20 protein-coding genes and 2 tRNA genes are annotated in these 25,167 nt (G+C 53.7%); 15 read left to right on the plus strand and 7 right to left on the minus strand.

All coding sequences use genetic code 11. From position 1 onward, the window contains the following. Window positions 1–33 precede the first annotated feature (33 nt). Window positions 34–2,442: a DNA polymerase II gene (locus tag ACG2XO_RS06395; protein WP_410499983.1), complete on the plus strand. Its 2,409-nt coding sequence runs from the start codon at window positions 34–36 to the stop codon at window positions 2,440–2,442. A gap of 90 nt (window positions 2,443–2,532) precedes the next feature. Here the strand turns inward: ACG2XO_RS06395 and ACG2XO_RS06400 are convergent. Then, a tRNA-Met gene (locus ACG2XO_RS06400) sits at window positions 2,533–2,608 on the minus strand. 105 nt (window positions 2,609–2,713) lie between these two features. Continuing rightward, window positions 2,714–2,789 (minus strand) — tRNA-Met (locus tag ACG2XO_RS06405). 125 nt (window positions 2,790–2,914) lie between these two features. Between ACG2XO_RS06405 and ACG2XO_RS06410 the strand changes: the two genes are divergently transcribed. Genes ACG2XO_RS06410 through ACG2XO_RS06420 form a run of 3 tightly spaced genes read left to right on the plus strand, consistent with a single transcriptional unit; the run spans window position 2,915 to window position 5,029 of the window. Beyond that, window positions 2,915–3,748 carry a threonine/serine exporter family protein gene (locus ACG2XO_RS06410; protein ID WP_410499984.1) on the plus strand — a complete coding sequence of 278 codons (834 nt, stop codon included), beginning with the start codon at window positions 2,915–2,917 and terminating at the stop codon, window positions 3,746–3,748. Between the two features lie 11 nt (window positions 3,749–3,759). After that, window positions 3,760–4,218: a threonine/serine exporter family protein gene (locus ACG2XO_RS06415; protein ID WP_410499985.1), complete on the plus strand. Its 459-nt coding sequence runs from the start codon at window positions 3,760–3,762 to the stop codon at window positions 4,216–4,218. A gap of 52 nt (window positions 4,219–4,270) precedes the next feature. Further along, window positions 4,271–5,029 (plus strand): hypothetical protein, encoded by a 759-nt coding sequence (locus tag ACG2XO_RS06420; RefSeq protein WP_410499986.1) that lies wholly within the window; start codon window positions 4,271–4,273, stop codon window positions 5,027–5,029. Between the two features lies 1 nt (window position 5,030). Here the strand turns inward: ACG2XO_RS06420 and ftsX are convergent, their stop codons facing one another. The 3 genes from ftsX to ftsY all read right to left on the minus strand — a co-directional run bounded on the left by ftsX (window position 5,031) and on the right by ftsY (window position 7,824). After that, window positions 5,031–5,933, minus strand: a complete 903-nt coding sequence (gene ftsX / locus ACG2XO_RS06425) for a permease-like cell division protein FtsX (protein WP_410499987.1) — start codon at window positions 5,931–5,933, stop codon at window positions 5,031–5,033. A 10-nt stretch (window positions 5,934–5,943) separates the two neighbouring features. Next, the gene (ftsE, locus tag ACG2XO_RS06430) at window positions 5,944–6,597 is read right to left on the minus strand and encodes a cell division ATP-binding protein FtsE (RefSeq protein WP_410499988.1); all 654 of its coding nucleotides are present in this window, start codon (window positions 6,595–6,597) and stop codon (window positions 5,944–5,946) included. A gap of 69 nt (window positions 6,598–6,666) precedes the next feature. Beyond that, entirely contained in the window at window positions 6,667–7,824 is a 1,158-nt protein-coding gene (gene ftsY, locus ACG2XO_RS06435) for a signal recognition particle-docking protein FtsY (protein WP_410499989.1), read from the minus strand. Window positions 7,825–8,051: 227 nt separating this feature from the next. Here ftsY and rsmD point away from each other — a divergent pair, with 227 nt between their 5' ends. From rsmD to rpoH, 6 genes are all read left to right on the plus strand, one after another. After that, window positions 8,052–8,633, plus strand: coding sequence for a 16S rRNA (guanine(966)-N(2))-methyltransferase RsmD (gene rsmD / locus ACG2XO_RS06440; protein ID WP_410499990.1), 582 nt, complete (start codon window positions 8,052–8,054; stop codon window positions 8,631–8,633). 86 nt (window positions 8,634–8,719) lie between these two features. Then, window positions 8,720–8,971 carry a YfhL family 4Fe-4S dicluster ferredoxin gene (locus tag ACG2XO_RS06445; RefSeq protein WP_410499991.1) on the plus strand — a complete coding sequence of 84 codons (252 nt, stop codon included), beginning with the start codon at window positions 8,720–8,722 and terminating at the stop codon, window positions 8,969–8,971. 166 nt (window positions 8,972–9,137) lie between these two features. Next, a complete protein-coding gene (locus ACG2XO_RS06450; RefSeq protein ID WP_410499992.1) occupies window positions 9,138–10,682 on the plus strand; it encodes a diguanylate cyclase in 1,545 nt (514 codons plus the stop codon). 60 nt (window positions 10,683–10,742) lie between these two features. Continuing rightward, window positions 10,743–15,914 carry a PAS domain S-box protein gene (locus ACG2XO_RS06455; RefSeq protein ID WP_410499993.1) on the plus strand — a complete coding sequence of 1,724 codons (5,172 nt, stop codon included), beginning with the start codon at window positions 10,743–10,745 and terminating at the stop codon, window positions 15,912–15,914. Between the two features lie 69 nt (window positions 15,915–15,983). Then, on the plus strand, window positions 15,984–17,672 hold the full coding sequence (locus tag ACG2XO_RS06460) for a response regulator (protein WP_410499994.1): 1,689 nt from the start codon (window positions 15,984–15,986) through the stop codon (window positions 17,670–17,672). 452 nt (window positions 17,673–18,124) lie between these two features. After that, a complete protein-coding gene (gene rpoH / locus ACG2XO_RS06465) occupies window positions 18,125–18,982 on the plus strand; it encodes an RNA polymerase sigma factor RpoH (RefSeq protein WP_410499995.1) in 858 nt (285 codons plus the stop codon). Window positions 18,983–19,249: 267 nt separating this feature from the next. Here rpoH and ACG2XO_RS06470 read toward each other — a convergent pair whose 3' ends face one another. Next, window positions 19,250–19,414 (minus strand): hypothetical protein, encoded by a 165-nt coding sequence (locus tag ACG2XO_RS06470; protein ID WP_410499996.1) that lies wholly within the window; start codon window positions 19,412–19,414, stop codon window positions 19,250–19,252. Window positions 19,415–19,507: 93 nt separating this feature from the next. After that, window positions 19,508–19,642: a protein MIGRI gene (locus ACG2XO_RS06475; protein ID WP_410500232.1), complete on the minus strand. Its 135-nt coding sequence runs from the start codon at window positions 19,640–19,642 to the stop codon at window positions 19,508–19,510. Window positions 19,643–20,033: 391 nt separating this feature from the next. Between ACG2XO_RS06475 and mraZ the strand changes: the two genes are divergently transcribed. Genes mraZ through ACG2XO_RS06500 form a run of 5 tightly spaced genes read left to right on the plus strand, consistent with a single transcriptional unit; the run spans window position 20,034 to window position 25,066 of the window. Then, window positions 20,034–20,474, plus strand: a complete 441-nt coding sequence (gene mraZ, locus ACG2XO_RS06480; RefSeq protein ID WP_410499997.1) for a division/cell wall cluster transcriptional repressor MraZ — start codon at window positions 20,034–20,036, stop codon at window positions 20,472–20,474. Beyond that, window positions 20,471–21,415 carry a 16S rRNA (cytosine(1402)-N(4))-methyltransferase RsmH gene (gene rsmH, locus ACG2XO_RS06485; RefSeq protein ID WP_410499998.1) on the plus strand — a complete coding sequence of 315 codons (945 nt, stop codon included), beginning with the start codon at window positions 20,471–20,473 and terminating at the stop codon, window positions 21,413–21,415. Before mraZ ends, rsmH begins: the two co-directional genes overlap by 4 nt. A gap of 44 nt (window positions 21,416–21,459) precedes the next feature. Further along, a complete protein-coding gene (gene ftsL / locus ACG2XO_RS06490; protein ID WP_410499999.1) occupies window positions 21,460–21,714 on the plus strand; it encodes a cell division protein FtsL in 255 nt (84 codons plus the stop codon). Further along, window positions 21,711–23,579 carry a peptidoglycan D,D-transpeptidase FtsI family protein gene (locus ACG2XO_RS06495; RefSeq protein ID WP_410500000.1) on the plus strand — a complete coding sequence of 623 codons (1,869 nt, stop codon included), beginning with the start codon at window positions 21,711–21,713 and terminating at the stop codon, window positions 23,577–23,579. The genes ftsL and ACG2XO_RS06495 overlap by 4 nt, the downstream gene beginning before the upstream one ends. Next, complete coding sequence (locus ACG2XO_RS06500; protein WP_410500001.1) at window positions 23,576–25,066, plus strand: UDP-N-acetylmuramoyl-L-alanyl-D-glutamate--2,6-diaminopimelate ligase; 1,491 nt, start codon at window positions 23,576–23,578, stop codon at window positions 25,064–25,066. Before ACG2XO_RS06495 ends, ACG2XO_RS06500 begins: the two co-directional genes overlap by 4 nt. The last annotated feature ends 101 nt before the right edge of the window (window positions 25,067–25,167 follow it).

Raw genomic sequence — 25,167 nt, forward strand, 5'->3', positions numbered from 1 at the left:
TGCCACAGGAACGGAAAATGCAGAAATTTCATCTTGACCATTTCAAATTTCAGCCAGCATCATCAAAGTATGCTTCAAAAGGGATTTCTTCTCACTCGCCAATGGCGCGATACCGCAGCAGGGACCGAGCTTGATTTTTGGCTGGCTACCGATCATGGCCCGCGCCATATTCGCTTAACACATCAGCGCTCAACCGCCTTCATTCCAGCCTGCCAGCGCGAGCAGACGGAACTCATCTTACGCAATAAGAAGCAGGGGGAAATGCTACGTGCGGAGCTACGCCCACTTGCGCTGTCGGATTTTCAGCATCGAACGGTACTTGGCCTTTATACGAAACAATACAAGCATCTGGGTAAGCTCGAGAGGCAATTGCGTCAAGCGGGCATCGACGTCTATGAAGCGGATATTTTTCCACCTGATCGCTACTTGATGGAGCGCTTTATCACCGGACCGGTCTGGTTTCATGATCAAACCGACGATCAAGTTAGCGTATTAAATAGCGAACTCAAACCTGCGTTGGGCTATCGTCCCCAGCTACGCTTGGTCTCGCTCGATATTGAAACCAGTGCGCGGGGCGAGCTGTATTCGATTGCGCTAGAGGGCTGCGGTCAACGGCAGGTGTATATGCTTGGGCCGCAAAACGGGGAGGATCAGGGGTTTGATTTTACGCTCACCTACTGTGAGAGCCGCCTTCAATTACTGGAAAAATTAAATAGCTGGATTGCTCGCTATGATCCAGACGCCATTATCGGATGGAATCTGGTGCAGTTTGATCTGCGCATTCTGCAGCAACACTCAGAGCAATATCGCATCCCGTTGCGCCTTGGGCGGGACGGCAGTGCTATGGAGTGGCGAAAACATCCCCAGCAAGATCATTTTTTTGCCAGTGTGGCAGGCCGGCTGATTATTGATGGCATCGAAGCGCTGAAATCAGCCACCTGGAGTTTCCCATCGTTCAGTTTGGAATACGTATCCCAAACCCTGCTTGGCGAAGGCAAAGCCAGTGACAATCCTTATCAGCGGATGGATGAAATCCAACGCCGTTTCGAGCAAGATAAACCCGCGCTGGCAAAATATAACCTCAAAGATTGCGAACTGGTTACGCGCATTTTTGCGAAAACGGAGCTAATCCCCTTTCTGCTCGAACGTGCGACAGTCACTGGACTCCCGATCGATCGCAGTGGTGGATCGGTTGCGGCATTTACCCACCGCTATCTGCCATTGATGCATCGCTTAGGTTATGTTGCGCCGAATTTGGGCGATATTCACGGAGCACCCAGCCCGGGTGGGTTTGTGATGAATTCGCAGCCTGGGCTTTATGATTCGGTACTCGTGCTCGACTATAAGAGCCTGTACCCCTCGATCATCCGCAGTTTTCTGATTGACCCTGTGGGCCTGATTGAAGGTATGCAGCATCCTGAAGATGCGTTTTCGGTGCCTGGTTTTGTGGGCGCGCGCTTCTCGCGTACCAAACACTGTTTGCCTGCGATTGTTAGCCAAATCTCGCAAGGACGGGAAGACGCAAAGCGTGAATCCAATGCGCCGCTGTCACAGGCACTGAAAATCATCATGAACTCGTTCTATGGTGTTCTTGGTTCTAGTGGTTGTCGTTTCTTCGATCCTCGCCTTGCTTCGTCGATTACGATGCGTGGGCATGAAATCATGCACAAGACACGTCAGTTGATCGAGCAGCAAGGTTATACGGTGATTTACGGCGATACCGATTCGACTTTCGTTTGGCTAAAACACGCCCATTCAGAGGCGCAGGCTGCGGACATTGGCCACCGACTAGCAAAACACATAAATCACTGGTGGCAGCAGCATTTGCAATCGCAATTCGGTTTAGAAAGCGCACTCGAACTGCAATTTGAGAAACACTATTGCCGCTTCTTCATGCCCACAATTCGTGGCACCGAAGAAGGTAGCAAAAAGCGTTATGCGGGGCTCACCATGCGCGCCGATGGCACGGATGAAATCGTCTATAAGGGGCTGGAAACTGTACGTACCGATTGGACACCACTGGCCCAACAGTTTCAGCAAGCGCTATATGGACGTATTTTCAGAAAGCAAGCTTATCAGGACTTCGTCAGGGAATATGTTGAGCGTACACTGAATGGGGAGTTTGATGACCTGTTGGTTTACCGTAAGCGACTACGCCGGCCGATAGCCGATTACCAGCGCAACGTACCGCCCCATGTTCGTGCGGCGCGAATCGCCGATGAGTACAACCGACAGCAGGGTCGCCCTCAGCAATATCAGAAAGGCGGGTGGATCAGCTATGTGATGACGGGCGCAGGCCCTGAGCCACTCGAAGCCCGGCGCCAGAAGATTGATTACGAACACTATATTGCATCTCAGCTCAAGCCGATTGCCGATGCGATACTGCCATTGCTTCAGGATAACTTTGACAACTTAGTTAGTCGCCAACAACAGCTATTCTGAGTGGCTAATGTGCACGAAGGTCAAAAAGACGTTTTGGGCAAATTTTGGGCGTAAAAAAACCTAGGCTTGAGACCTAGGTTTTTTTACTTTTGGTTGCGGGAACAGGACTCGAACCTGTGACCTTCGGGTTATGAGCCCGACGAGCTGCCAACTGCTCCATCCCGCGTCTGTACTTGGCGATCAGTATTGCTACTGAGAAAAACCGCTTGCTGCGTCACACATTGTCACAGCGACTAAGTAACACATCGAAGCGATTTTTGAGGAATTTGTCTGGTTGCGGGAACAGGACTCGAACCTGTGACCTTCGGGTTATGAGCCCGACGAGCTGCCAACTGCTCCATCCCGCGACAGAGAGGGCGAACTATATAGCCGACGTGCTTTACTGTCAATTTTTATTTTCAAATGGGGCGCTGGAAGGGGGCTGTTAGGAGGGATTTGTGCTTTGCGTTTGATGCCCGGCAAGCTTCGGGTGATGAAACTAACCTACAATCTATTGTCCTCATCCTATCGGCGCGCAATGATGCACACCTTCCCCGCAACGGCTGTTTTACCTCTGGATCAGATCTTGGCGCTGGTGCTGGACGCCGGGGTACTTTTGCATCAATCGGGTTCGGGTACGCACCGTACTTCGTCGGCGATGCAGCGGATTGCCAAGGCCTTGGGGGCCGAACGGGTCGAGACGATGATTTCGTCGACCAATATTGGCGCGACGATTGAGCGCGCAGGCGAGACGGGCAATGAAACGCAAACCGCTTTTCGCAAAGCGCCGCATATGGGCGTCAATTTTGCGACGCTATCGGCGATCCGCCGCTGGTTGTATCAACTGGAACAGCACCATCCTGATGCCGAAGCTGCGCGTGTGCAGTTGAGTGAAATTGCCCGTCGTGCAACGCATTATCCGCGTTGGCTGATTATTTTGACGGTGGGTATATCGTGCGGGGCATTTGCTGCATTGTTTGGTGGCGATATACCTGCCATTGTATATACGACAGTGGGCGCTGCGTGCGGTATGGCTGTGCGTTTTGCGCTGGTGCTGCGGCACTTCAAACCGTCGATTTTTGCGACCGCAGCGAGCTTTGTCGCGCTGCTGTTGACCGGCTTGCTCGCGCGCTGGGGCAGTGCGACGCCCGATGCGGCGCTGGCCGCATCGGTGCTGTTTCTGATTCCCGGTGTGCCGCTGATTAACGGGGCATCTGATTTATTAAATGGTAATTATCTGAACGGCATGGTGCGTTTTGCGATGAGTGCGGTGATTGTTTTTGGCATCGCGGTAGGCGTGAGTATTGCGTTGCGAATTTTGGGTTGAGGGTTGAAGCGATGAATGCATGGTTACTCGAGCTCTGGGCTGCGCCAGCAGCACTGGGTTTTGCACTGCTATTCAATGTGCCACCGCGCACGCTCTGGATGTGCGGCGTGCTCGCCATTGCCGGGCACGCTTGCCGCAAGCTGGTGATGGTCTCCGGCGGCGATATTGTGCTGGGCACCTTGTGCGCTGGCCTCTTGATCGGCTTTTTTGCCGAGTGGTGGGGTGCCCGCCGCGATGAACCGGGTGCGATTTTTGCCGTCAGTGCGGCGATTCCGATGGTGCCCGGTACATATATGTATAAGGCGGTGCAAGCGCTGCTCGGCATTGCCACTTTGCCGCATGGCGCAGATGGCTCGCAGCTTTTGGTCAGCGCCGGCGTCAGTGGCATTAGCGCCGGCATGATTGTGATTGCGCTGGCTTTTGGTGTGGCGGCGCCGATGCTGTTGTGGCCGAAAACAGCACATCGCTAAGCGGGCAATGATCCTGTTTTGGAGCTACGCTTTTGTCATAAGGAGGATAGTGATGACATCAACGTGCTTGCAATGGATCAGACTCGGTTTGCTGCTGGCATTTTTATCGCTGCCGGCTTTGGCTGCGAATGCCAAGGAGGTCATTCCGTTTTACACCTATTATGACGAACCGCCGTATGCGTTAGACCAGCCTGACAATCTGACCAATAAATTGGCGAGCTGGCTGTCAGCCAAATCGGCAGGTAGTTATTTGTTTGTTCCCACTTATCTGCCTCGCAAACGGCTAGACATGACCGTCATTAACCAGCCGCAATGGCTGGGGGTGGTGGCCTGGGCTAATCCGAAGTTTTTTGACGATGTAAATGAAACCAGATATCGCTGGAGCAGAACTGTTACCAGCGATATCAATTTGGTCGTCAGCCATAAGGCAAAACCAGTCAATTTTAGCGACGCCAAATCTTTGTATGGTCTGAAGGTCGGTGCTGTGTTTGGCCGGAAGTTGGCCGATTTTGAGGCCGAGATTCAGGCGGGAAACATCATTCGCGAAGATGCAGGCACTGCGCTAAACAATTTGCTCAAATTACGTGTACAACGCATTGATGCCACGCTGATTTCGACGAGCGCATTGCCTTATTACCGTTATCGTATCCCTGATCTGGATCAGTGGCTGTTTATCGCGCCGACACCGCGAGCCATTGTGGCTCGCTCGCTCTTTGTTGACCGGTCTCAGGAAAAATTAATGCAATTCCTTGACCGGGCGCTACTGGCTTTACCCAGTGATCCGCAATGGCGCAACATTGTGAATCCCTGAGTTAGCGATACTGCCGTAAATGGCGTGACACGGCGATTTGCGCGCCGATCAGACACAGCAGTGCGACGATGCCACAGCTTATGGCAGCACTGAACAAATCGGGTGTTTGCAAGGCAAATTGCTGGCCATATGACTGTGCCAGTGCTTCGATGGCCGGATTAAGATGGCTGATTGTTCCCCACACGATGACAACGGCGAACAGACCGCCGAGCAGGCCTTGCAATAGGGCGGTATGGATAAACGGGCGACGGATAAAGGCGTCGGTCGCGCCGATCAGTTTGGCGACTTCGATTTCATCCTTGCGAGTCAGAATCTGCATGCGGATTGCATTGCCGGTAATTAGAACCAGCGCAGCGCCGAGCATTGTCAGCACCACTTCAAACAGGTTTTGCCCCAACTCGGTGATTTTCGCCAGCCGCCGTGCCCATTCCGAATCGAGCTGCACTTCCTCGACGCCGGTAAAGCGCGCCAGCTCTTTTTGCAAGGCTTCGAGTGCTGCGGGCGAGTTGTCTTTGGCTTGCACAATAAAAGCATCGGGCAGCGGGTTTTCGCTGAGTCCGGCGAGCAGGTCGGCCGAGCCGAAACTGCTTTGCAGTTTTTTCAGCGCTTCGTCTTTGGCAACAAATTGCACTTGTTGCAGGCGCTCGTCTTTTTCCAGTGCGCTGCGGATTGCGCGGACTTGTTCGGCTTCGGCGCTGGGGATCATGAAAACCGATAGCTGTGGCTCGACCGAAATGCCCTGGCTGATCACGGACAGGCTGCTGACCAGTAACCACAATGCCAAAGGAAACGCCGCCGTGATGCCGATGACCAGCAGATTGAGGATGCTACCGAGCGGGTGGGAAAACAAGGCGCCCGCCGCGCGGGTAAAAGCCAGTAAATGTGAACGAAGCCAGGCAGACATTGGGGATTCCTCAGGCGGTAAACTGGCCGTTTTTCAGGCGTAAAATGCGGCGGCCATAATCGGCCATCAGCGATTCATCATGGGCAGAGATCACCAGCGTCACGCCGACCTGATGGAATGATTTGAATAATTCCAGAATATCGTTGGCGTAATCGCGATCCAGATTGGCAGTCGGCTCGTCGGCAAGCAGGATCGACGGCCGGTGAACGACGGCGCGCGCGATGCACAGGCGCTGCTGCTCGCCGCCAGAGAGTGAAACCGGGTTGAGTTTTTCCTTGCCAGCCAGCCCGACTTTATCGAGTGCGGCGAGCACGCGGCGGCGGCCTTCCTTGTGATCAAAACCGGTGATGTCGAGCGGCAGGCGCACATTGTCGAATACGCTGCGGTCGTACAGGATTTTGTGATCCTGAAAAATAATTCCCAGATGGCGGCGCACGAAAGGCAAGGACGCGCGGCTCATCCGAGCCAGATTTTGTCCATTGAGCAAGACCGCGCCGCTGCTGGGTTTTTCAATCCCGGCGATCAGTTTGAGCAAGGTCGATTTGCCAGCACCCGAATGTCCGGCCAGAAACACCAGCTCGCCAGTGGGAATTTCAAAGCTCAGGTTCTTGATGGCGTCAAAGCCGCCGGGATAACTTTTACTGACTTGCTGAAACTGGATCATTTCAATCCTTTGTGTTGGGTATATGGATGCAGCCCTTTTTTTATTAAGGGCTATCTGGATATACCTGCCTTATTCAAACAGTGCGTCGATGTAGTCTCGTGCGTCAAACGGCCGCAGATCGTCAATGGTTTCGCCAACGCCGATAAAGCGCAGCGGCACCGGGCGATTTTTGGCAATCGCTGCGATCACGCCGCCTTTGGCCGTGCCGTCGAGCTTGGTTAGCACCAGACCAGTCAGTCCCAGCGCGTCGTCAAACGATTTGGTTTGCGCCAAGGCGTTCTGGCCGGTGTTGGCGTCAAGCACCAGCATGATTTCGTGCGGGCCAGTCGGATCGGCTTTTTGCACCACGCGTTTTACTTTCTTGATTTCTTCCATCAGATGCAGTTGCGTTGGCAAGCGGCCAGCGGTGTCGACAATCACCACGTCAATGCCGCGCGCGCGCGCCGAATTGACCGCGTCAAATGCGACCGCCGCCGCATCGCCCGATTCCTGTGCAATCACATGAACGCCATTGCGCTCGCCCCAGACGACCAGTTGCTCGCGCGCTGCGGCGCGGAAGGTATCGCCGGCGGCGAGCAAAACGCTCTTGCCCTGGCTCTGGAAATATTTCGCCAATTTACCGATCGACGTGGTTTTACCCGCACCATTGACACCGGCGACCATCAGGATAAAAGGTTTCTGTCCGTCAACATTGAGCGGGATTTGCAGCGGCTCGATCAGCTCGACCAGGCTGTCTTTCAGCGCGCCTTTGAGCTCGGCTGGGTCTTTCAGCCCTTTGAGCGTCACGCGTTCGCGCACGTCTTTGAGTAAATGCTGCGTCGCATCGACGCCCATATCGGCGGTGAGCAACACCGTTTCGAGTTCTTCATAGAGGTCTTCGTCGATCTGGCCGCCGCCAAACACGCTGGCGAGACTTTTGCCGAGTTTGTCACGCGTCTTGGCCAGACCCAGTTTCAAGCGCTCGGTCCAGCTTAAGGTCGGGCGTTCCTGTGGCTGGTCGGTATTGCCGAGTTTGGCCGGGTCGACCTCGATGTATTGCTCTGCAGGCCTTGTTGAATCTGGCGTAGCTGGAAATACCCCGGTGTGCTCTGACTGGGCGATGTCGTCTTGCGGAGCTGCTTCGGACGTTGGCGCGCTGTTTGCTGATCCTGCTTCTGGCGGGATAGTGCTTAAATCCTGCTCCGTGGTGACGTCATCGGATTTCTTTTTGCGAAAAAAACTGAACATAAGGTTTGGCGCTCTGGCTGCAAATCACGGAAAATAAGTGGCAAGACAAAAGTTCCTACGCTGTGGCCTGAGGCTATGGGCTGCGCTAAGGCAACAAGTTGCCAAGCTGCGCCACACCTTACTTCGCTTCGCCGTACGATTTGTACTGATCTTCGGCTTTGCGCCTTGCGTGAAAACTTTTGTTCGATTACTTAATTTGTTTCTCGTCGATTTTAACCGGAGCAGCCGTGTCAGCACAGCATAAAAATCAGGTGCGTATTATTGGCGGACAATTTCGCCGACGGATTTTAAAATTTCCTGACTCGCTGGCTCTGCGCCCGACACCGGATCGTGTGCGCGAAACGGTCTTTAACTGGCTGGGGCAAGACTTAACGGGGCAGGACTGTCTTGATCTGTTTGCCGGTAGCGGCGCACTGGGTTTCGAGGCGGCCAGCCGCAATGCCAAAAAAGTCGTGATGGTCGAAATGGCCAAACCAGTCCACGCCGCGCTGAAAGCCAATACCGAACTGCTCAAAGCGGGCAATGTTGAGATTGTCTTGAGTGACGCCGAGCGGTTTCTTGAACGGAGCAGCCAGAAATTTGATCTGGTGCTACTCGATCCGCCGTATGCCAGCTCCTTGCTCGAAAAGGTGCTGCCGCAGCTGATTCCTTTGCTGAACGACGATGCCCGCGTGTATATCGAGTGCGCGCAGTGGCCGGATCTGACTGGCTGGGAAGTGCTGCGCGAAGGCCGAGCCGGGACGGTTCTGTTTGCGCTGATCCGCCGCGTATCGGACGATGATCAAAAAATAAGCAGCGAAACCGCATAGTAAGGTTGTCGCATTGCCGTGAAAGTGGGAAAATCCCGCCTATTCATACCCAAGTGTTTAGCAGTTTTTTCCGAAGGAATACCAAGATGGCCCTGATAATTACGGACGAATGCATCAATTGCGATGTGTGCGAGCCAGAATGTCCTAATAGCGCGATTTCTCAAGGCGAAGAAATCTATGTGATCGACCCTAATCTGTGTACCGAATGTGTCGGCCACTACGATGAGCCACAATGCCAGCAGGTTTGCCCGGTTGACTGTATTCCGCTTGATCCGGATCACAAGGAAAGCAAGGAAGAATTGCAGCAGAAATACCTGATCATTTCCGGTCAGGCTTGACCTGCCGAGACGCAGCAAGCAAACCGAAGCGGGCATTAGCCCGCTTTTTTTACGCCCGAAATTCCCCGCTAGCTCAAGTTTGGCGGTTTGCTGCAATGTGTAATTGTAATCTCGAATCTTCTGCTGCTTTGTCACTATGATGAAAGCTTGTTACGGAGATCTTGCAATGACAGTATTCATCACGCAGGGCAAATTTTGGCAGACCTTGTGGTTCAAGCGGCTGATGTTGCTGTTATTTGTGCTGCTGCAAGCGGCGGCGGCAGCAATTTATCTGGCATTTGAATATAGGCGCATCGAAGAAAATATCGCCACTTCATTGAAAAACACAGCCGTATTGCAAGCGCGGGCTTTTAATATGATCGGTAAATTGGTCGATCAACAGATTTCACATATTGGTGAGCGCTATTTTCATGCCAAGAGTGCAACGCCTGAATTTCTGGCCGCTGAAGTGCGGAAAGAGTGGCTCGATGCGGTGATCGTGCTGGATGTGAACGGCAAAATCGTCGCGCAGGCCAGCATCTTGCCGCTGGACGACATTTTTCCCGCAGGGACGCTGAAAAGTCATTCGCTGGCCAGCTCGGAGAAATATCAGGAGCTCAGGGCGAAGGATGCCGACAAGGACAGTTTTTTCGTTATACGTAAAAATGTGCCTCGCCTGGATGGTGGCGGAGTCGTTTTTTACCGTGCCATCAGGGATGGGAATGGCGTTTTTGAAGGCAGTGTGATTGGGCTATTCAGCAACCGGACGCTGGAGGGCATGTTCGAGGAGAGTCAGCGCGCCGGATTTGCTCTGGGTAGCGAGGGATCCATGGTGTTGATTGACCAGATGAAGCATAAGGTGCTCTATTTTTCCCGGGATATTGCACTGGTTCAGCCCGGCGATGATTATAAGCCGCAACAGCTCGAGTCGACCGACTATGGTGAGTCAATCAAAAAATACGTTTCGCCACTGGATGGCGAACATCGGATGGCTTCGTTACAGCTACTCAATCAGGGGCGTTGGGTTTTGCTGATGGGTATGGCCAGCGACGACTATTTGCATAGCTGGCGCATTCAGGTCGGGATCAGTGTTGCTGCCTTTTTGCTGATGGCGACGCTGCAGTGGCTGGTACTCAATCTGATCCACCAGGCGCATTTGCAGCGCGACAAGCTCAAATTTGATTCGCTGCACGACCCCTTGACCGGGCTGTCCAATCGCCGCCATTTTGACGAATGGTCAAGCAATGCGCTTAGCCCGTCGATGCGCTATATGCAGCCACTGACCCTGCTGGCGCTCGATCTGGATCATTTCAAACGGGTGAACGATAGCTATGGGCACGATGCCGGTGACGCGGTGCTAATCAGCGTGGCAGAAGTGCTGCGCGAGCAATTGCGCGAGTGCGATTTGCCTGCCCGCTTTGGCGGCGAGGAGTTTGTCGTTGCCTTGCCGCAAACGCCAATTGAAGGCGCGCTGCTGGTTGCTGAGCGGATACGCGCTGCGATTCAGAGCCTGAATATCCGCGTTGCGGGTAAAACGCTGCGTTGTACGGTCAGCATTGGCGTCGCGCTGGTGCGGGGCAGGGAGGTGGATTCTGCGCTCAAGGAAAGTGATCTGGCGCTGTATCGGGCGAAAGAAGCGGGCCGCAATTGCGTGATTTCGCTGGAAGAGGATGCAAGCCAGATCGCGCCAGCCGAAGCGCAGGCTGCCGAAACGGATGTCAAGGTTGAGTGAGCTGAATCTGATTTATTACTGAAGCGATGAGAATCGCCTTGCCGCCCGGAGACCCCCGCGATGAAAATCAATAAAATCAATACGCTGATTACTGCGAGTGTCATGGCATTCAGCATGATGAGTATTTGCGCCTATTTTTATGCCAGCAGCCAGTATGCGGCACGGCAGGATGCGAATGACCGGGCTTTTCAGGCCATCCGAGAGCTGGACGTGCTGGCGGCGCACAGCGCCAAGCTGGCCGAGGCCATTCATGCCTATGCCGCGACTGGAGAAAACAGCTATTTGCAGGCCTACCGGAAGCAATTGACGCAGGAAGGGCATCGGATTCAAGCCTTGAAAAAATTGCGAGAACTGGGTTATGGCGACAAGGTCGCTGCTTTGTATGATCAGGCCAGCCTGAATTCAATGTCGTTGGTGAAGCTGGAAGAGCGCGCCATTGAGTCGGTACAGAGAGGTGATCGCAGTTTAGCGCTAACACTGGTGTACGGATTCGATTATCAGCAAGCCTATGCAATGATCCATACGCCGCTGCGTGAGGCCAAACAACAAATCGAGTGGCGGCTAGAGCAAGAAGTGGCTGGCTTATCCATTGCTGCGAATAAGGCCGCATGGGGTGCAATTATTACCCTGTTGTTGAATGTGGCACTGATTCTGGCTGCCTTGCTACTGTTTTATCGCAAGCGCGTGATCGTCCCCCTGCTTGCGCTGACTCAGGCCACCGAACGCCTGCATGCCGGTTACAACGAAGTGCAGTTTGTCGGTGTCGAGGAAAATAGCGAAATCGGCGAACTGGCGCGCGCGCTGGAGGCATACCGATTAAAAAGCGAAGAAAACGAACGGCAACGCTGGACGCGGCAGAGCCTGATCGAGCTGGCCAATATCATCCATGCCGAAGACAGTGTGCAGGGCGTCGCCGAAAAGCTGTTGTTGGGGCTGTCGTCACTCCTCAATTTTGTTGCTGCAGCCTGTTATTTGCGCAGGGCTGATGAAGCAGATTTTCGGGTGCTGGGCGCCTTTTCTTTCGAGGGGAGCGACGTCAGGGCCGGTACGGTACGCAGCGGCTTGCTGGCTCAGGCGCTGAAAGACCAGCGTACGATGGTGATTGGCGATTTGCCTCCCGGCTATCTGCGGATTAACAGTGTATTGGGGGTGTGCGATTGCCCGGTGCTGGTCTTGGTGCCGCTGCCATTGGCCGAAGGGCATGGCGTCGTGCTCGAGTTGGCCGCGTTCAGCGATTTTGACCGATGGCAATGGCAGATTCTGGAGGCCTTGCCGCTGTTGCTCGGACCGCGGCTGGATGTGTTGCTGCGCGCCGAACATACGCTGGCTTTGCTGACGCAAACGCAACAACAGGCCGCCGAGCTGGTGCAATCGCAAACGCTGCTGCAGGCACGGCAGGACGAGTTGCTGTCCACACAGGTCTGGTATCGGGATATCATCGATTCGGCGCCTGATGGCATGCTGGTGGTCGATGAGGATGGCATCATTATCGAGAGTAATGCGCGGCTGGAAAAAATGTTTGGCTACGCGCCGGGGGAGCTGAAAGGTATCTGTGTCGATACGTTGGTTCCGGTGGCTGTGCGCGAAAACCATCCGAGGTTGCGCCATGGGTATATGGCTGAAGATAAGTCAATTCGTGCAATGGGTGGCTATACCTCTGATCTTTTTGGGGTTCGCAAGGATGGATCGGCTTTCTCGGTCGAAGTGGGGCTGTCCCAGCTGACTGCTCTGCAAGATCAGCGCAAATTTGTTTGCGCCTCGGTGCGTGACATCAGCCAACGCAAGCTTGAGGAGGCCGAGCGCCGTTCGCTGGCCGAACATAATCGGCTGATTCTGACTTCCATCAACGCGGGTGTCGTGGGGGTCAATCCACAAGGCGAGCTGACTTTTGTTAATCCTGCGGCCTGTGAATTACTGGGGCTGGATGAAGCACAGTTGCTCGAGACAAATCTGCCCGTGCTGGCGCGTTATATGACGCCCGATGGCCACGTGTTGTTGTCGCAGGACGAATGGACGCTGATGCAAGCGCTGGTCAATGGTCAGCCAAGTCGCGGCGATGGGGTCGTCTTGTGGCGAGCCGACGGGACGAGCTTTCCGATCGAATACACCGTGACCCCGATTGTGCAGGACGGCCAGCAGACCGGCGCAGTGCTGATGTTCCGTGACGCGACCGAGCGGCAACTGATTGAGCAGGCCAAACGCGATCAGATGACATTCCTTAATGCCCTGCTCGATGCGATTCCTTATCCCATTTTTTACAAAGATGCCGATAATCGTTTCCTCGGTTTTAACCGGGCTTACGAAGAGGCTTTTGCGATGAAGCGCGAGCATTACATCGGCAAAACCTCGCTCGATTGCGATTATATTCCGGCCGAACTCCGGCAAGGCATTCATGATCAGGCCGCAGAGGCGATTGCCAATGCTGCGGTCATCCGTTCGGAGGGGAGTTTGCAGCTGGCCGACGGCCAGTATCACGATGTGCTGTATTACTGTAACGGGATTCGCAAGGCTGACGGCTCGCCAGGCGGCCTGATCGGTACGCTGGTTGATGTGTCTGATCGCAAGAAAATTGACGAAATCGAACGTTTCAACCGCTTGGCGCTGGGTCGGGAAGGCCGGATTATCGAGCTCAAGGACGAAGTCAATGCACTGGCGATCCAGCTGCAGCGTGACCCGCCTTATCGGGCTCCACGCGAAATCGAAGCAGAAACCCTGGATCTGGAGGGCGATCTGCTGCACAAACGCAATCAGCAGTTTGGCGATCTGAATGTGATTTCGCAGGAGTTTGCCACATTGTGCAGGGATGTCGAGTCGCAAACGCTGTTTACCGGTTTTTGCGAAGCGGTGGGTATCAGCGCCTCTATTGTTGCGCCGGATGGGCGGGAGCTAATGGCTTCGCGCTGGCGGCAGGAATTTCTGCAGGCGACCGGTGTGGTTCATGCCAGTTGGGAGCGCACGGAGAATTCCGGCATGCTGGAGGGGCAAAGTTATACGATTCAGCAGGATGCCGACGGAATTAGCTGTTGTACGGCGGAGATAGAAATCGCAGCCCGACCACTGGCCACCCTGAGCCTTGGGCCGTTTCGCATGGATGTCCCCCCATCTGAGATGAGCTCTGCGGAAAACAGTCTGCAACGGTTGCTGGTTGTTGAAAACTTGCCTTGGCTGGACGAAGCACGTTTGCAATTTATTCTGGGTTTCTTTGTCCGTTTTGCGCATCAACTGGCATCGTTTGCCTTGGAGCAAGGCCGGGCACATACGGCAGAACGGCGTGTGCGCGAACAAAGTGAAAACGTGTTGCGCGAGCGCGCGGCAGCGATCAGCCTGGCCGAGGACGCCGAGCTGGCTCGACAATCGATTCTGGATTACAAAGATCGTCTTGAGGAGCTGGTCGACGAAAGAACCGCCGAGCTGGCGCAGGCCAAAGAGCAGGCCGAGGCGGCAACCCGAGCCAAAAGCGAGTTTCTGGCCAATATGAGCCACGAAATCCGCACGCCGATGAACGCCATCATCGGCATGTCCTATCTGACGCAAAAAACCCAGCTGACCCCCCAGCAGCAGGATTACCTCGACAAAATTCAAAGCTCCGCACGCCATTTGCTGGAAATCATTAACGATATTCTGGATGTTTCCAAGATCGAGGCGGGTAAGCTGGAAATCGAAGCGACGCCTTTCGAGCTGGCACAGGTGCTGGAGCAGGTGGCTACGCTGCAAAGCGAGCGGGCGAGAGCCAAAGGACTGATGCTGGCTTTTGACGTGGCCGACGATATTCCTGCGCAACTGATTGGTGACCCGACCCGCTTGAGTCAGATTCTGCTCAATTATGTCAGCAACGCCGTTAAATTTACTGCTGCAGGCCGGGTTGATATTGCGGTCCGGATGCTGGAAGAGTCGGCAAGCGATATTTGCCTGCGCTTTTCGGTGAGCGATACCGGTATCGGTTTGACGCCGGAACAATGTCAGCGCCTGTTTGCTTCGTTCCAGCAGGCCGACGCTTCGACCACGCGCAAGTATGGTGGAACCGGTCTGGGATTGGCAATCGCCAAACAATTGGCAGGCTTGATGCAGGGTGAAGTCGGGGTCGAGAGCGAATTTGGCAAGGGCAGTACGTTCTGGTTTATCGCACGCCTGAATAAGCTCACTCCGGCGATGCAGGCGCAGTTTGTCGCTAGTCAGTCGCCCCGTGGGGAGGACGAACTTGCAGTTTTGCGTGGCAAAAACATTTTACTGGTCGAAGATAACGACCTGAATCAAGAAATCGCCAGCGAGCTGTTGAGTGAGCTGGGGGTCGAGCTGGATATCGCGGATAACGGCGCGATTGCCATCGAGCTAACCGGCCAGCGGGTTTACGATCTGATTCTGATGGATATGCAAATGCCGGTGATGGACGGATTGACTGCGACGGGGCAAATCCGTCTGGATGAGCGCTATCGCGACGTTCCGATTGTCGCAATGACGGCCAATGCGATGAGCAGCGATAAAGAGCGCTGTCTGGCAGCGGGGATGAATGATCATCTGGCCAAACCGTTTGAGTCGGTCGCTTTGCGGCAAATTCTGCTCAAGTGGCTGGCCGGCTCCGCTGCGCCTGAAGTGTCGGCACCTGCACAGCAAGAAACCGAGGGTGTAAACCCCTTATCCTGTCTGGATGGGCTGGCAGGACTGGATGTGGCCAGCGGTTTGCGGCGGGCACTGGGAAAGACTGACCTCTATATTGATATTTTAGGGATGTTTCTGGCCGGACAGAGTGGCGTGGTTGTTGCAACCCGGCAGGCACTGGCTGACGGAGACATGAAAACCGCCGAACGTTTGCTGCATACGCTGAAGGGCGACTCCGGCACGATTGGTGCAGATGGCATTTATGAGCAGGCCAGAGTCGCCGAGCAGGCTATTGCGGAGCATCGGCCGCAAGCAGAGCTGGACGCCTTGTTATTGGTGCTGGAAAGCTCACTCAGAGCCTTGCTTGCCGGCTTGGCCGAGCGCTTGCCCAGATCGGAGACTATTGTTGGTGTTGAGGTCGATATCGGCGCATTGACCCGCTTATGCGCGCAATTGAGGCAGTTGCTGAGTGAGGATGATGCCGAGGCGCTTGATGTGTTTGATGCCAATAGGGCTTTATTGCAAAGTGGTCTGCCTAAGCATTTTGCCAATCTCAATACGGTGATCAGGCAATTTGATTTTGCCACCGCTTTGCAATTGCTCGATGCCGCAGTGGCCACGTTGTCACCGACTTAATGCATCGCGGGTCAATTCAATAAAAATAGGCAATTTAATCAATGGCTTAATGCTTGATTAGGGGGTTGAATGTTACTGGGAAATCGGATTGACAAGCTGGTGTGTATGGTGGTCGATGACTTCGAGCCTATGCGCAAAGTGACGGGTACCCAGTTGCGCAATCTTGGGATAGAAAGAGTCGTGTATGCCAATAATGGCAGTGAAGCGCTGAAGTTGCTGGATCAACAGAAAATCGATGTCGTCATTTCGGACTGGAATATGCCGGTCATGACAGGGTTGGAGCTTTTGAAGGAATTGCGCGGTAGCGAACGCTACTGGAATATGCCCTTTGTTATGATTACCGCCGAAGCGGAGCGCGAGCGGGTCAGGGAGGCCATTGCCAATGGCATTTCAGATCTGCTGGTCAAACCTTATTCGCCGGATCGTTTGCAGAACGCCATCGACAAGGCGCTGGCCTGGAGAATGCGTAGAAAAACCAGGGAAACAAGCCCCGAAGCGCAGGCTGTTGAGCCTGTGGCTATGGCGCCGGTCAGTAATACGGTCGCGGTATCCGCTCCGGCTAATACGGTTGAGACGGTTGCGATGGCGCCAGTGGCTGTCGTCCCTAGGCAGGCTGAACGGGCATCCATTTTGATCGTCGATGATGAACCGACCAATTTGCAACTGTTGTCACAGCTATTCAAGGATACTTACCGGATCCGGATTGCGCATAATGGGCGCAAAGCGCTTGAAATCTGCCATTCGGCCACGCCGCCGGATCTGGTGTTGCTCGACGTCATGATGCCGGAAATGGACGGATTCGAAGTGGCATTGAAAATGCGCGAACACCCCAATTCGCAGACCATTCCGATTATTTTCGTGACCGCAATGGGAGAAGATGCCTCGCGTCAGAAAGGCATGGAATTGGGCGCGGTTGACTATGTCACCAAGCCGATCGACCCCGAGCAACTGACGTTGAGGGTGTCCAATTTCCTGCGTTATGTCGAATTGCACAAACAGTTGCAGGCTGATTACGACACCATGCTGGAAATGGAGCACCTGAAAGAAGAAGTTGCCCATATGACCCGGCATGACATTAAGGGGCCGCTGGCCGGCGTGATCGGGATTTTGCAGACCTTGCAAAAAAACGACACGCTCAATGAGCTGCAGCAGGAACAGGTGGATTTGGCGATTGATACGACGATGCAGGTGATCAGCATGATCAATCTGACTGCTGAATTGTACAAAATTGAAACGGGTAATTTTGTTTTGCGCGCCAAACCGATTGATTTGATTGCGCAGCTTAACAAAATTGTCGATCTGATGCGCGCATCGTTTGCCAGTAAGAAGCTGATCATTGCGATCAATACGGATATTCCGATGGATGAGATATTCCCGGATGCTTTGGGGGACGAGATGCTGTCCTATTCGGTCTTTCAGAATCTGGTCAAAAATGCCTGCGAGGCCGCTCCGGAAAAAAGCCGCATTGTGGTTTCGCTCAAGTCGCTCGACCAGATCAAGGCAGATGCACCGTTGGAAATTGCGGTCAGCAATACCGGCGTTGTTCCAGAAGAAATTCGTTCCTATTTCTTCAAGAAATATGTGACCTTTGGCAAAAAGGGCGGCACCGGCATTGGTGCCTATTCGGCCAAGCTATTGACCGAAGCGCAGAATGGCAGTATCGATTTCAGCGTTTCCGATGAAGAAAACACCACGACAATCTGCGTCAAACTGCCGCGTGCAGAGGCGGCTGGCGAGATCAAATTGCTGGTCAAGTAATTCCTGATTAATGAGGTATTACAGCAGAGTGCGATCTTGCATTTGTGGGGCAGGCTCGCTTGCAAGCTGCATCGGTATTGATGTGAAAACCCACCATTGAACTGCACCCGTCTCGGTGCTCTATGGCTGAAATGACGGACTAATTAATAAATTCTTGGGTATCTGCTTGGGTGCATTTATGAATGGGGCTTGGGCGGATATACCCCTTTGCGTTGTGGTCTTACGCTTCGACATGGTGATTGGCGATCTTTACGTTTAGCGCCAACTTGATGCGGCTCGCGACTCTTTCGGCGAGAGCGTTAGATTTTTTCTATCGGAAACATAGCAATAATTACCATGCACACGGCCACTGTTTTGTGATTCAATCATTGAACTCCAAACGGGTTTAGCACTCTATCTATAAGAGTGCTAATATTAAGTTTAGTGAACTGATTTTGGACTGGAGTTCGAACATGAGTACTGCGCTAACACTGTCAGGTCTCTCCATAGGCGATAGTATTGAGCGTTATGTTCAGCGTGTGAACGCGTTACCAATGCTCTCGCCTGAAGAAGAGCATGATCTGGCTACTCGCCATCAGGAGCAAAATGACCTGGAGGCTGCCCGTGCGCTGGTGCTGTCGCACCTGCGTGTGGTGGTTTCGATTGCCCGTGGTTACAGCGGTTATGGCTTGCCCCAGGCCGATCTGATTCAGGAAGGCAATATCGGTTTGATGAAGGCGGTCAAACGTTTTGAAGCTAGCCGTGGGGTTAGGCTGTATTCGTTTGCCGTGCACTGGATCAAGGCTGAAATTCACGAGTATATTTTGCGTAACTGGCGGCTGGTACGAGTTGCAACGACCAAGGCTCAACGCAAATTGTTTTTCAATCTGCGCTCGATGAAATCGGGTTTTGCTGCGTTGACTCACGCTCAGGCGAAGGAAATTGCCGACGATCTGGGCGTCAAGCCCGAAGAAGTGCTGGAAATGGAAACGCGGATGACCGGGCAAGACATCGCGCTGGTCGCCGATGATAATGACGATGAAGGCTATGCGCCGATTGACTGGCTGGCCGACCATCATAACGAGCCAACCGCCGTCATTGCGCGTAACCGCCTTGATCTGCTGCAGTCTGATGGGATTGGCGCTGCGCTTGAGTCGCTTGATGAACGTAGTCGCCGTATTATCGAAGCGCGCTGGCTGACTGACGACGGTGAATCGTCAACCTTGCACGATCTGGCCGCTGAATTCAAAGTTTCTGCCGAGCGGATTCGTCAAATCGAAACCAAGGCTTTGCAGAAAATGAAACAGGCGCTCTTACCGGCCATGGTTTGATGTTGGTTTGAGATTGTCTGGAATGAAAGAGAGGCCTAGGCCTCTCTTTTTGTTTATTAGTGGCTTTTGTGTGTGCAAGGCTACTTCAGTGAAACCATATTCTGTTCGATAATAATGCTAAGCCTTTGAATAAAATGCATTATTTACATGAAAATAACTTCTTTGCAGGCGCGGTATACATCATTACCTGACTTTGGCATTCAGGGCGTGACAGCTGTCGGCGCCAATGCGTCAAGCTTCTCAAGCACCTCTGCGGGTCAGGGGGCTTCAGGGCTTGCTGAATTGCCGTCCGACTGGAATGGGGTAGAGCGGCGGCGGAGTCCGGATCGTCGACAAGGACATCGTCGGCAATTTCGAGCTGTGTCCATGCTGGATACGCGCACGCTGTCTGACCGTCGTCGGCAAGGTCGTCGCCAGAGTGATTTGGCACAATCAGCTTTTGTTGCTTGCAAGGTTTGAATACATTGCCATGTATGTCGCCAAAGACATGGTTTTACGTGGGTTTTAAACTCATACCCCTTGCCATTAGGGGGTAAGTACAGAGTGGCCGTGAAAGAGTAAAGCAATCACTGCTGCAATAAGTAATACCCTTGCTGCGATCCGGATGTTCTGATGAAGCTGCTTGCGACGTTGTGCACCAAGCCATTGCCAGAGCAGCAAAACGAGCAGGACGAAAATGAAAATCTGAGTGATTTTGCCGTTCATCTGGAAATTATCGGGGCTTTGTAAGTTTGGGATGGTTCGTGCGGTCTTTTCCGGCCTTGTTGCGAGAGAGACCTCGTTAAACTTAAAGTGGCACTTTAAGTGTGTGCGCCTTGTCTTTGATTTGAAATAAAACCAACAATAGCGCCTTTGTAAGGCTAAGCCATTGTATCAAAACGAAAAATTAGCCGGCACAACTTGTGCCGGTTTTTTTTTTACTCTATAGTGGGACGCAGTGGGAAAAAGTGGGTGAAAGTGCAATTTTCAGGCGAAATTTTGCGAAAGTGGGGTTTTTAACCTGCACTGAATCCATTTTCCGAAATTGAATTGAACCGGGGTGCTTGGGTTGATGTTTACGGGTGTTTCTTCCTTAAATCTGGATAGTAAAGGGCGATTGGCTGTACCGGCCAAGCATCGCGACGTTTTGCTCGTTCAGACGCAGGGGAAACTCATCATCACTGCCGGGCCTTCGGGTTGTTTGCTGGTTTATCCCGAGCCCGAATGGTTGCTGGTACGTGACAAACTTAAGACTGTGCCTGGTATTCAGGGCGAGCAATTACGCCGCGTGATTATTGGTCACGCCGAAGAAATCGAGATGGACGCGTCCGGTCGTGTTCTGATTCCTGCGCATTTGCGCAAAGTGGTTGGGCTGGATAAGGAAGTGGCTTTGGTCGGAATGGATAACAAATTCGAGCTGTGGGATGCAGAGAAATGGAATGCAACCACTGCGGCCGTGATGACCATGAATCCGCAAGATCTGGCCAATGCCATGCAAGGAGTGGTTCTGTGAGCGATGCGTCTGTGTTTGTGCATCGCACGGTCTTGCTCGATGAAGCAGTCGATGCGCTGGCCATTGTGCCCGATGGTGTTTACGTCGATTGCACTTTTGGTCGGGGCGGGCACTCGCGGCTGATCCTTTCCAAACTCGGCCCTGCTGGCCGTTTGATTTCCTTTGATAAAGACCCGTATGCCATTGCTGAAGCCGCGACGATTAGCGATCCGCGCTTCACAATCGTGCATGAAGGTTTTGTCACGCTGACAGAGTCGCTCGCGAAACTGGGTGTAACACAGATTGATGGCCTGCTGATGGATTTGGGCGTTTCCTCGCCACAGCTGGACGATGGTTCCCGGGGGTTTAGCTTCCGGTTCGATGCTCCGCTTGATATGCGCATGGATACCACGCGGGGTATGACTGCGGCCGAATGGCTTAATTCGGCTGATGAGAAAGAAATTGCAGAGGTGGTAAAAGATTATGGCGAAGAACGGTTTGCTCGGCAGGTTGCAGCATCGATTGTTACGCGTAGGGCAGTCCAACCTTTTGCTACAACAGGCGAACTTGCCGCGGTCGTGGCAACGGCCGTGCGGACCCGTGAGCCGGGTCAGGACCCGGCGACGCGTACCTTCCAAGCTATACGGATTTACGTCAATCGCGAGCTTGAGGAGTTGTCGTTAACGCTGCCTCAGGCGCTGTCCTTGCTGAAAAAAGGCGGGCGTCTGTCAGTGATTGCATTTCACTCGCTGGAAGACCGTATTGTTAAGCGTTTTATGCAGGACAAATCGACCGCTGATCGTTTGCCGTCGCGCCTGCCGGTGATGGCGAGCGAAATTGCTGCCGCGCCGTTGAAAATCGTCTGCAAGCCAATCCGTGCGAGCAGCGAAGAAGTGAAAGCCAACCCGCGCGCGCGTAGCGCCATTTTGCGTGTTGCCGAACGCAGCGAGGGTGCGCTGTGACCCGATTAAATCTTTTTTTGTTATTGCTGCTGATTTTGTGTGCCATGAGTGTGGTGACTAGCCAGCACAAGGCTCGCAAATTGTTTGTTGAGCTGCAAAAAGAAGATGCGTTGACACGCAAGCTCAATGTTGAATGGGGACAGTTGCAACTCGAACAAAGCACCTGGGCGATGCATTCGCGGATCGAAAATGAAGCGGCGAATCGGCTGGGAATGCAGGTTGCGCCGTCAAATCGTACCCAGGTCATTCTGGAACATGGCCAGCGGGTGCCCAAACCTGTCGTGACTGATTTACCATGATCCGGCCTACCCATTCTGCCAGCCATGGCCGTCGCGCCGAGCGTTACGGCGTCAAACTCAAGCTTGAACGCTGGCGCGTCTGGTTTGTACTGACCTGTTTGCTCGGCCTGTTTGCCGCCTTGCTTGGGCGTAGTCTGTACTTGCAAGCCTGGAATGAAGGCTTTTTACAAGATCAGGGTGATGCGCGTTATCGTCGAACGCTCAAGCTTGAGCCCAATCGCGGCATGATTACTGACCGTAATGGCGAACCCCTGGCCATTTCGACCCCGGTTCAGTCGGTCTGGATGAGCCCGCGCAGCGTTCGTTTGCTGCCAGCAGGACAGGCCCGGCCTAAAGACTGGAAGCCGGTACATTCAGATGACGAAGAAGAAAGCCGAGTTCCTGTTTCGGTCGATGAGTTGACGCGGCTGGCAAAAATGGTCGGGATGCCGCCCGAAGAGTTGATTGGCAAGGTCGGCGCCACGCGTAAAAACAAGAAAGGCGAAGAAGTTAAAACTGATTTTCTGTGGCTCAAACGTCATATGTCACCCGCTGATGCCAAGCGGGTTTTGGCTTTGAATGTCCCCGGCGTGTACTCGCAAACCGAATATCGGCGCTATTACCCGGCGGCAGAAGTATTGGCGCATGTCGTCGGCTTTACCAATCTGGATGGTAGGGGGCAGGAAGGCTTTGAGCTGACCCGCAATGAAATGCTGGCTGGCAAGCCGGGCTCACGCACGGTTATCCGTGATCGTCGTGGTTATATCGTTGAAGACGTTTCAACGATTGTTCCGCCGCAGGAAGGACAGGATTTGCAGCTGTCGATTGACCGCCGCATTCAGTATCTGGCGTATCGCGAATTAAAAAATGCGGTGGATAACAGTCAGGCCGTTGGTGGTGCGATTGTCGTTCTCGATGCGCGCACCGGTGAAGTACTGGCGATGGCCAATGCGCCGTCGTACAACCCCAATAGCCGGGTCAGGATCGATCCGGCCAACAAACGTAACCGCGCCGTAACTGATTTGTATGAGCCGGGATCGACGATGAAAGCCATTACCGTCGCGATGGCGCTCAACGCGGGTAAGGTCAAGCCCAATTCGATCATTCAGACCGGCAACGGCATGATGAGTATCGGTCCGGCGACGATTCGTGATGATCATGCGGTCGGCGCTGCAACGGTAGAGCACATCATCCAGAAATCATCGAATGTCGGCGCAGCCAAAATGGCGCTGATGATGAAGCGTGAAGAAATGTCGGATTTCTTTTACTCCGTGGGTTTTGGTGAAAAGCTGAATACCGGTTTTCCAGGCGAGTCGCCCGGACGAGTTCGGCCATGGAAAACCTGGCGGCCGATTGAACAAGCGACGATGGCTTATGGTTACGGTGTCTCGGTTAGCGTCATGCAAATGGCACGCGCTTACCAAATCTTTGCTGGCAATGGCGAAGTCCATCCGGTGACGTTTACCAAACAGGTTGCTCCCCCGCCAGGGCGTCAGGTGATATCTGCCGAAACGGCAGCACAAGTGCGAAAAATGCTCGAAATGGTCACTTTACCCGGCGGTACCGCAACGCGTGCCCAGGTCGTCGGCTATCGCGTTGGCGGCAAAACCGGTACAGCGAAGAAACTGGTCAATGGTGTGTATTCAGACACCGCGCGCGTGGGTTCATTTGTCGGACTGGCGCCGATTTCCAATCCTCGTTTGATTGTCGCGGTGATGATCGACGAGCCTTCGTTTGAATTGCGGTATGGCGGGCTGGTTGCCGCGCCTGTGTTTAGTAATGTGGTGGCGGGCAGTTTGCGTTTGCTGGGTGTTCCGCCTGATGCTCCAACCAACAACATCCTCTTGCATGGCAACGAGGCTGACGACGTGAAGGAAGATGCATGAAACCAGCAAGCTGGACGCTAGCCGACATTGATTTTGCCGCGATCAAGGCTTTGGTCGCCAATCGCAAGCTCGTTGCCGATAGCCGCAATGTGCAAGCTGGCGACGTGTTTCTTGCCTATCAGGGCGAATACGTCGATGGGCGTCAGTATATTGCTGATGCGATCAGTCGCGGTGCTGCGGCCATTATCTGGGAAGCCGACGGTTTTGAGTGGAACCCGGCACATGGTGTCGCCAATATCGCGGTGCCAGCCTTGCGCGATCAGGTGGGTATCATTATGTCACGCTTGCTGGGTAATGATTCTGGGCTATTACCTGTGGTGGGTATTACCGGGACTAATGGTAAAACATCGATTGCCAACTGGCTGGGGCAAGCTTTCGATGTGCTTGGCGGCAAGACCGGTGTCTTGGGTACCTTGGGTAACGGCTTTGTTGGTTCACTGAACAGTTCGACGCATACCACGCTTGACCCGGTGAGTTTGCAGCACTGGCTGGCTCAATTTCGGCAAGAGAATGCGACGCAGGTCGTAATGGAAGTGTCGTCGCATGGGTTGGAACAAGCGCGAGCGCATGGCGTACCGTTTCATACCGCGGTGTTTACCAACCTGACGCGCGACCATCTTGATTACCACGGCGACATGCAGGCGTATGGTGCAGCCAAGGCCAAGCTGTTCGAGTGGGAAGGTCTGCAAGCTGCGGTGATCAACGCGGACGATCCGTTTGGCCGCGAATTAATTGGATTTACCAAGGCCAAGCAGATTTATTCGTACGGTTTTTTCAATGGCGATTTGCGCTGTACACAGCTTGAGTCGTCGCTCAAAGGCATCACGCTGAGTGTTGAAACCCCGCTAGGCGCAACAACAATCGAATCGGCCTTGCTCGGCCGTTTCAATGCCAGCAATTTGCTGGCTTGTTTGGGGGTGCTGCTGGCTCAAGGCGTGCCATTAGCGCAAGCCAGCGCCGCGCTGGAAAAAATCCGCCCGGCTGCTGGCCGAATGCAATGCCTCGGTGGAGACAGGGATGGAAATGGCCGGAAACCGCTGGTGGTTGTCGATTACGCCCACACGCCCGATGCACTGGAAAAAGTATTGATGACCTTGCGTGAAGCCATGCCGCAAGGCTCGCGACTGTACTGTGTTTTCGGTTGCGGAGGCGACAGGGATAAAGGCAAGCGTCCAATCATGGGACAAATCGCTTGCCGTCTGGCCGATGCCGTCATGATTACCAGCGATAACCCGCGCTCTGAAGCGCCGAAAGCGATTATTCAGGACATCGTTGCTGGCGTATCGGGCGTTCCCGGTAATGGCGAAGCCAATTATTCGATCTGCTCGGATCGTGCTGCAGCCATTGCCGATACGATTGATCTGGCGCATCGCACCGACGTCGTGCTGATCGCCGGGAAAGGCCATGAAAATTATCAGGAAATTCAAGGTGAGCGTTATCACTTTGACGACGTAGAACACGCGAGCAAAGCGCTCGCAAAAAAGTAAGTGCTTAAGCAAAAGTTCACCAGCATCGTTACCTCGCCTTGCCGTACTACTTGTACTGCCTGCGGCTTCGATGCCTTGCTGGAAAACTTTTGCACGGTTAC

The organism is Chitinibacter sp. S2-10 (genome assembly GCF_046530675.1).
GTDB lineage: Bacteria > Pseudomonadota > Gammaproteobacteria > Burkholderiales > Chitinibacteraceae > Chitinibacter.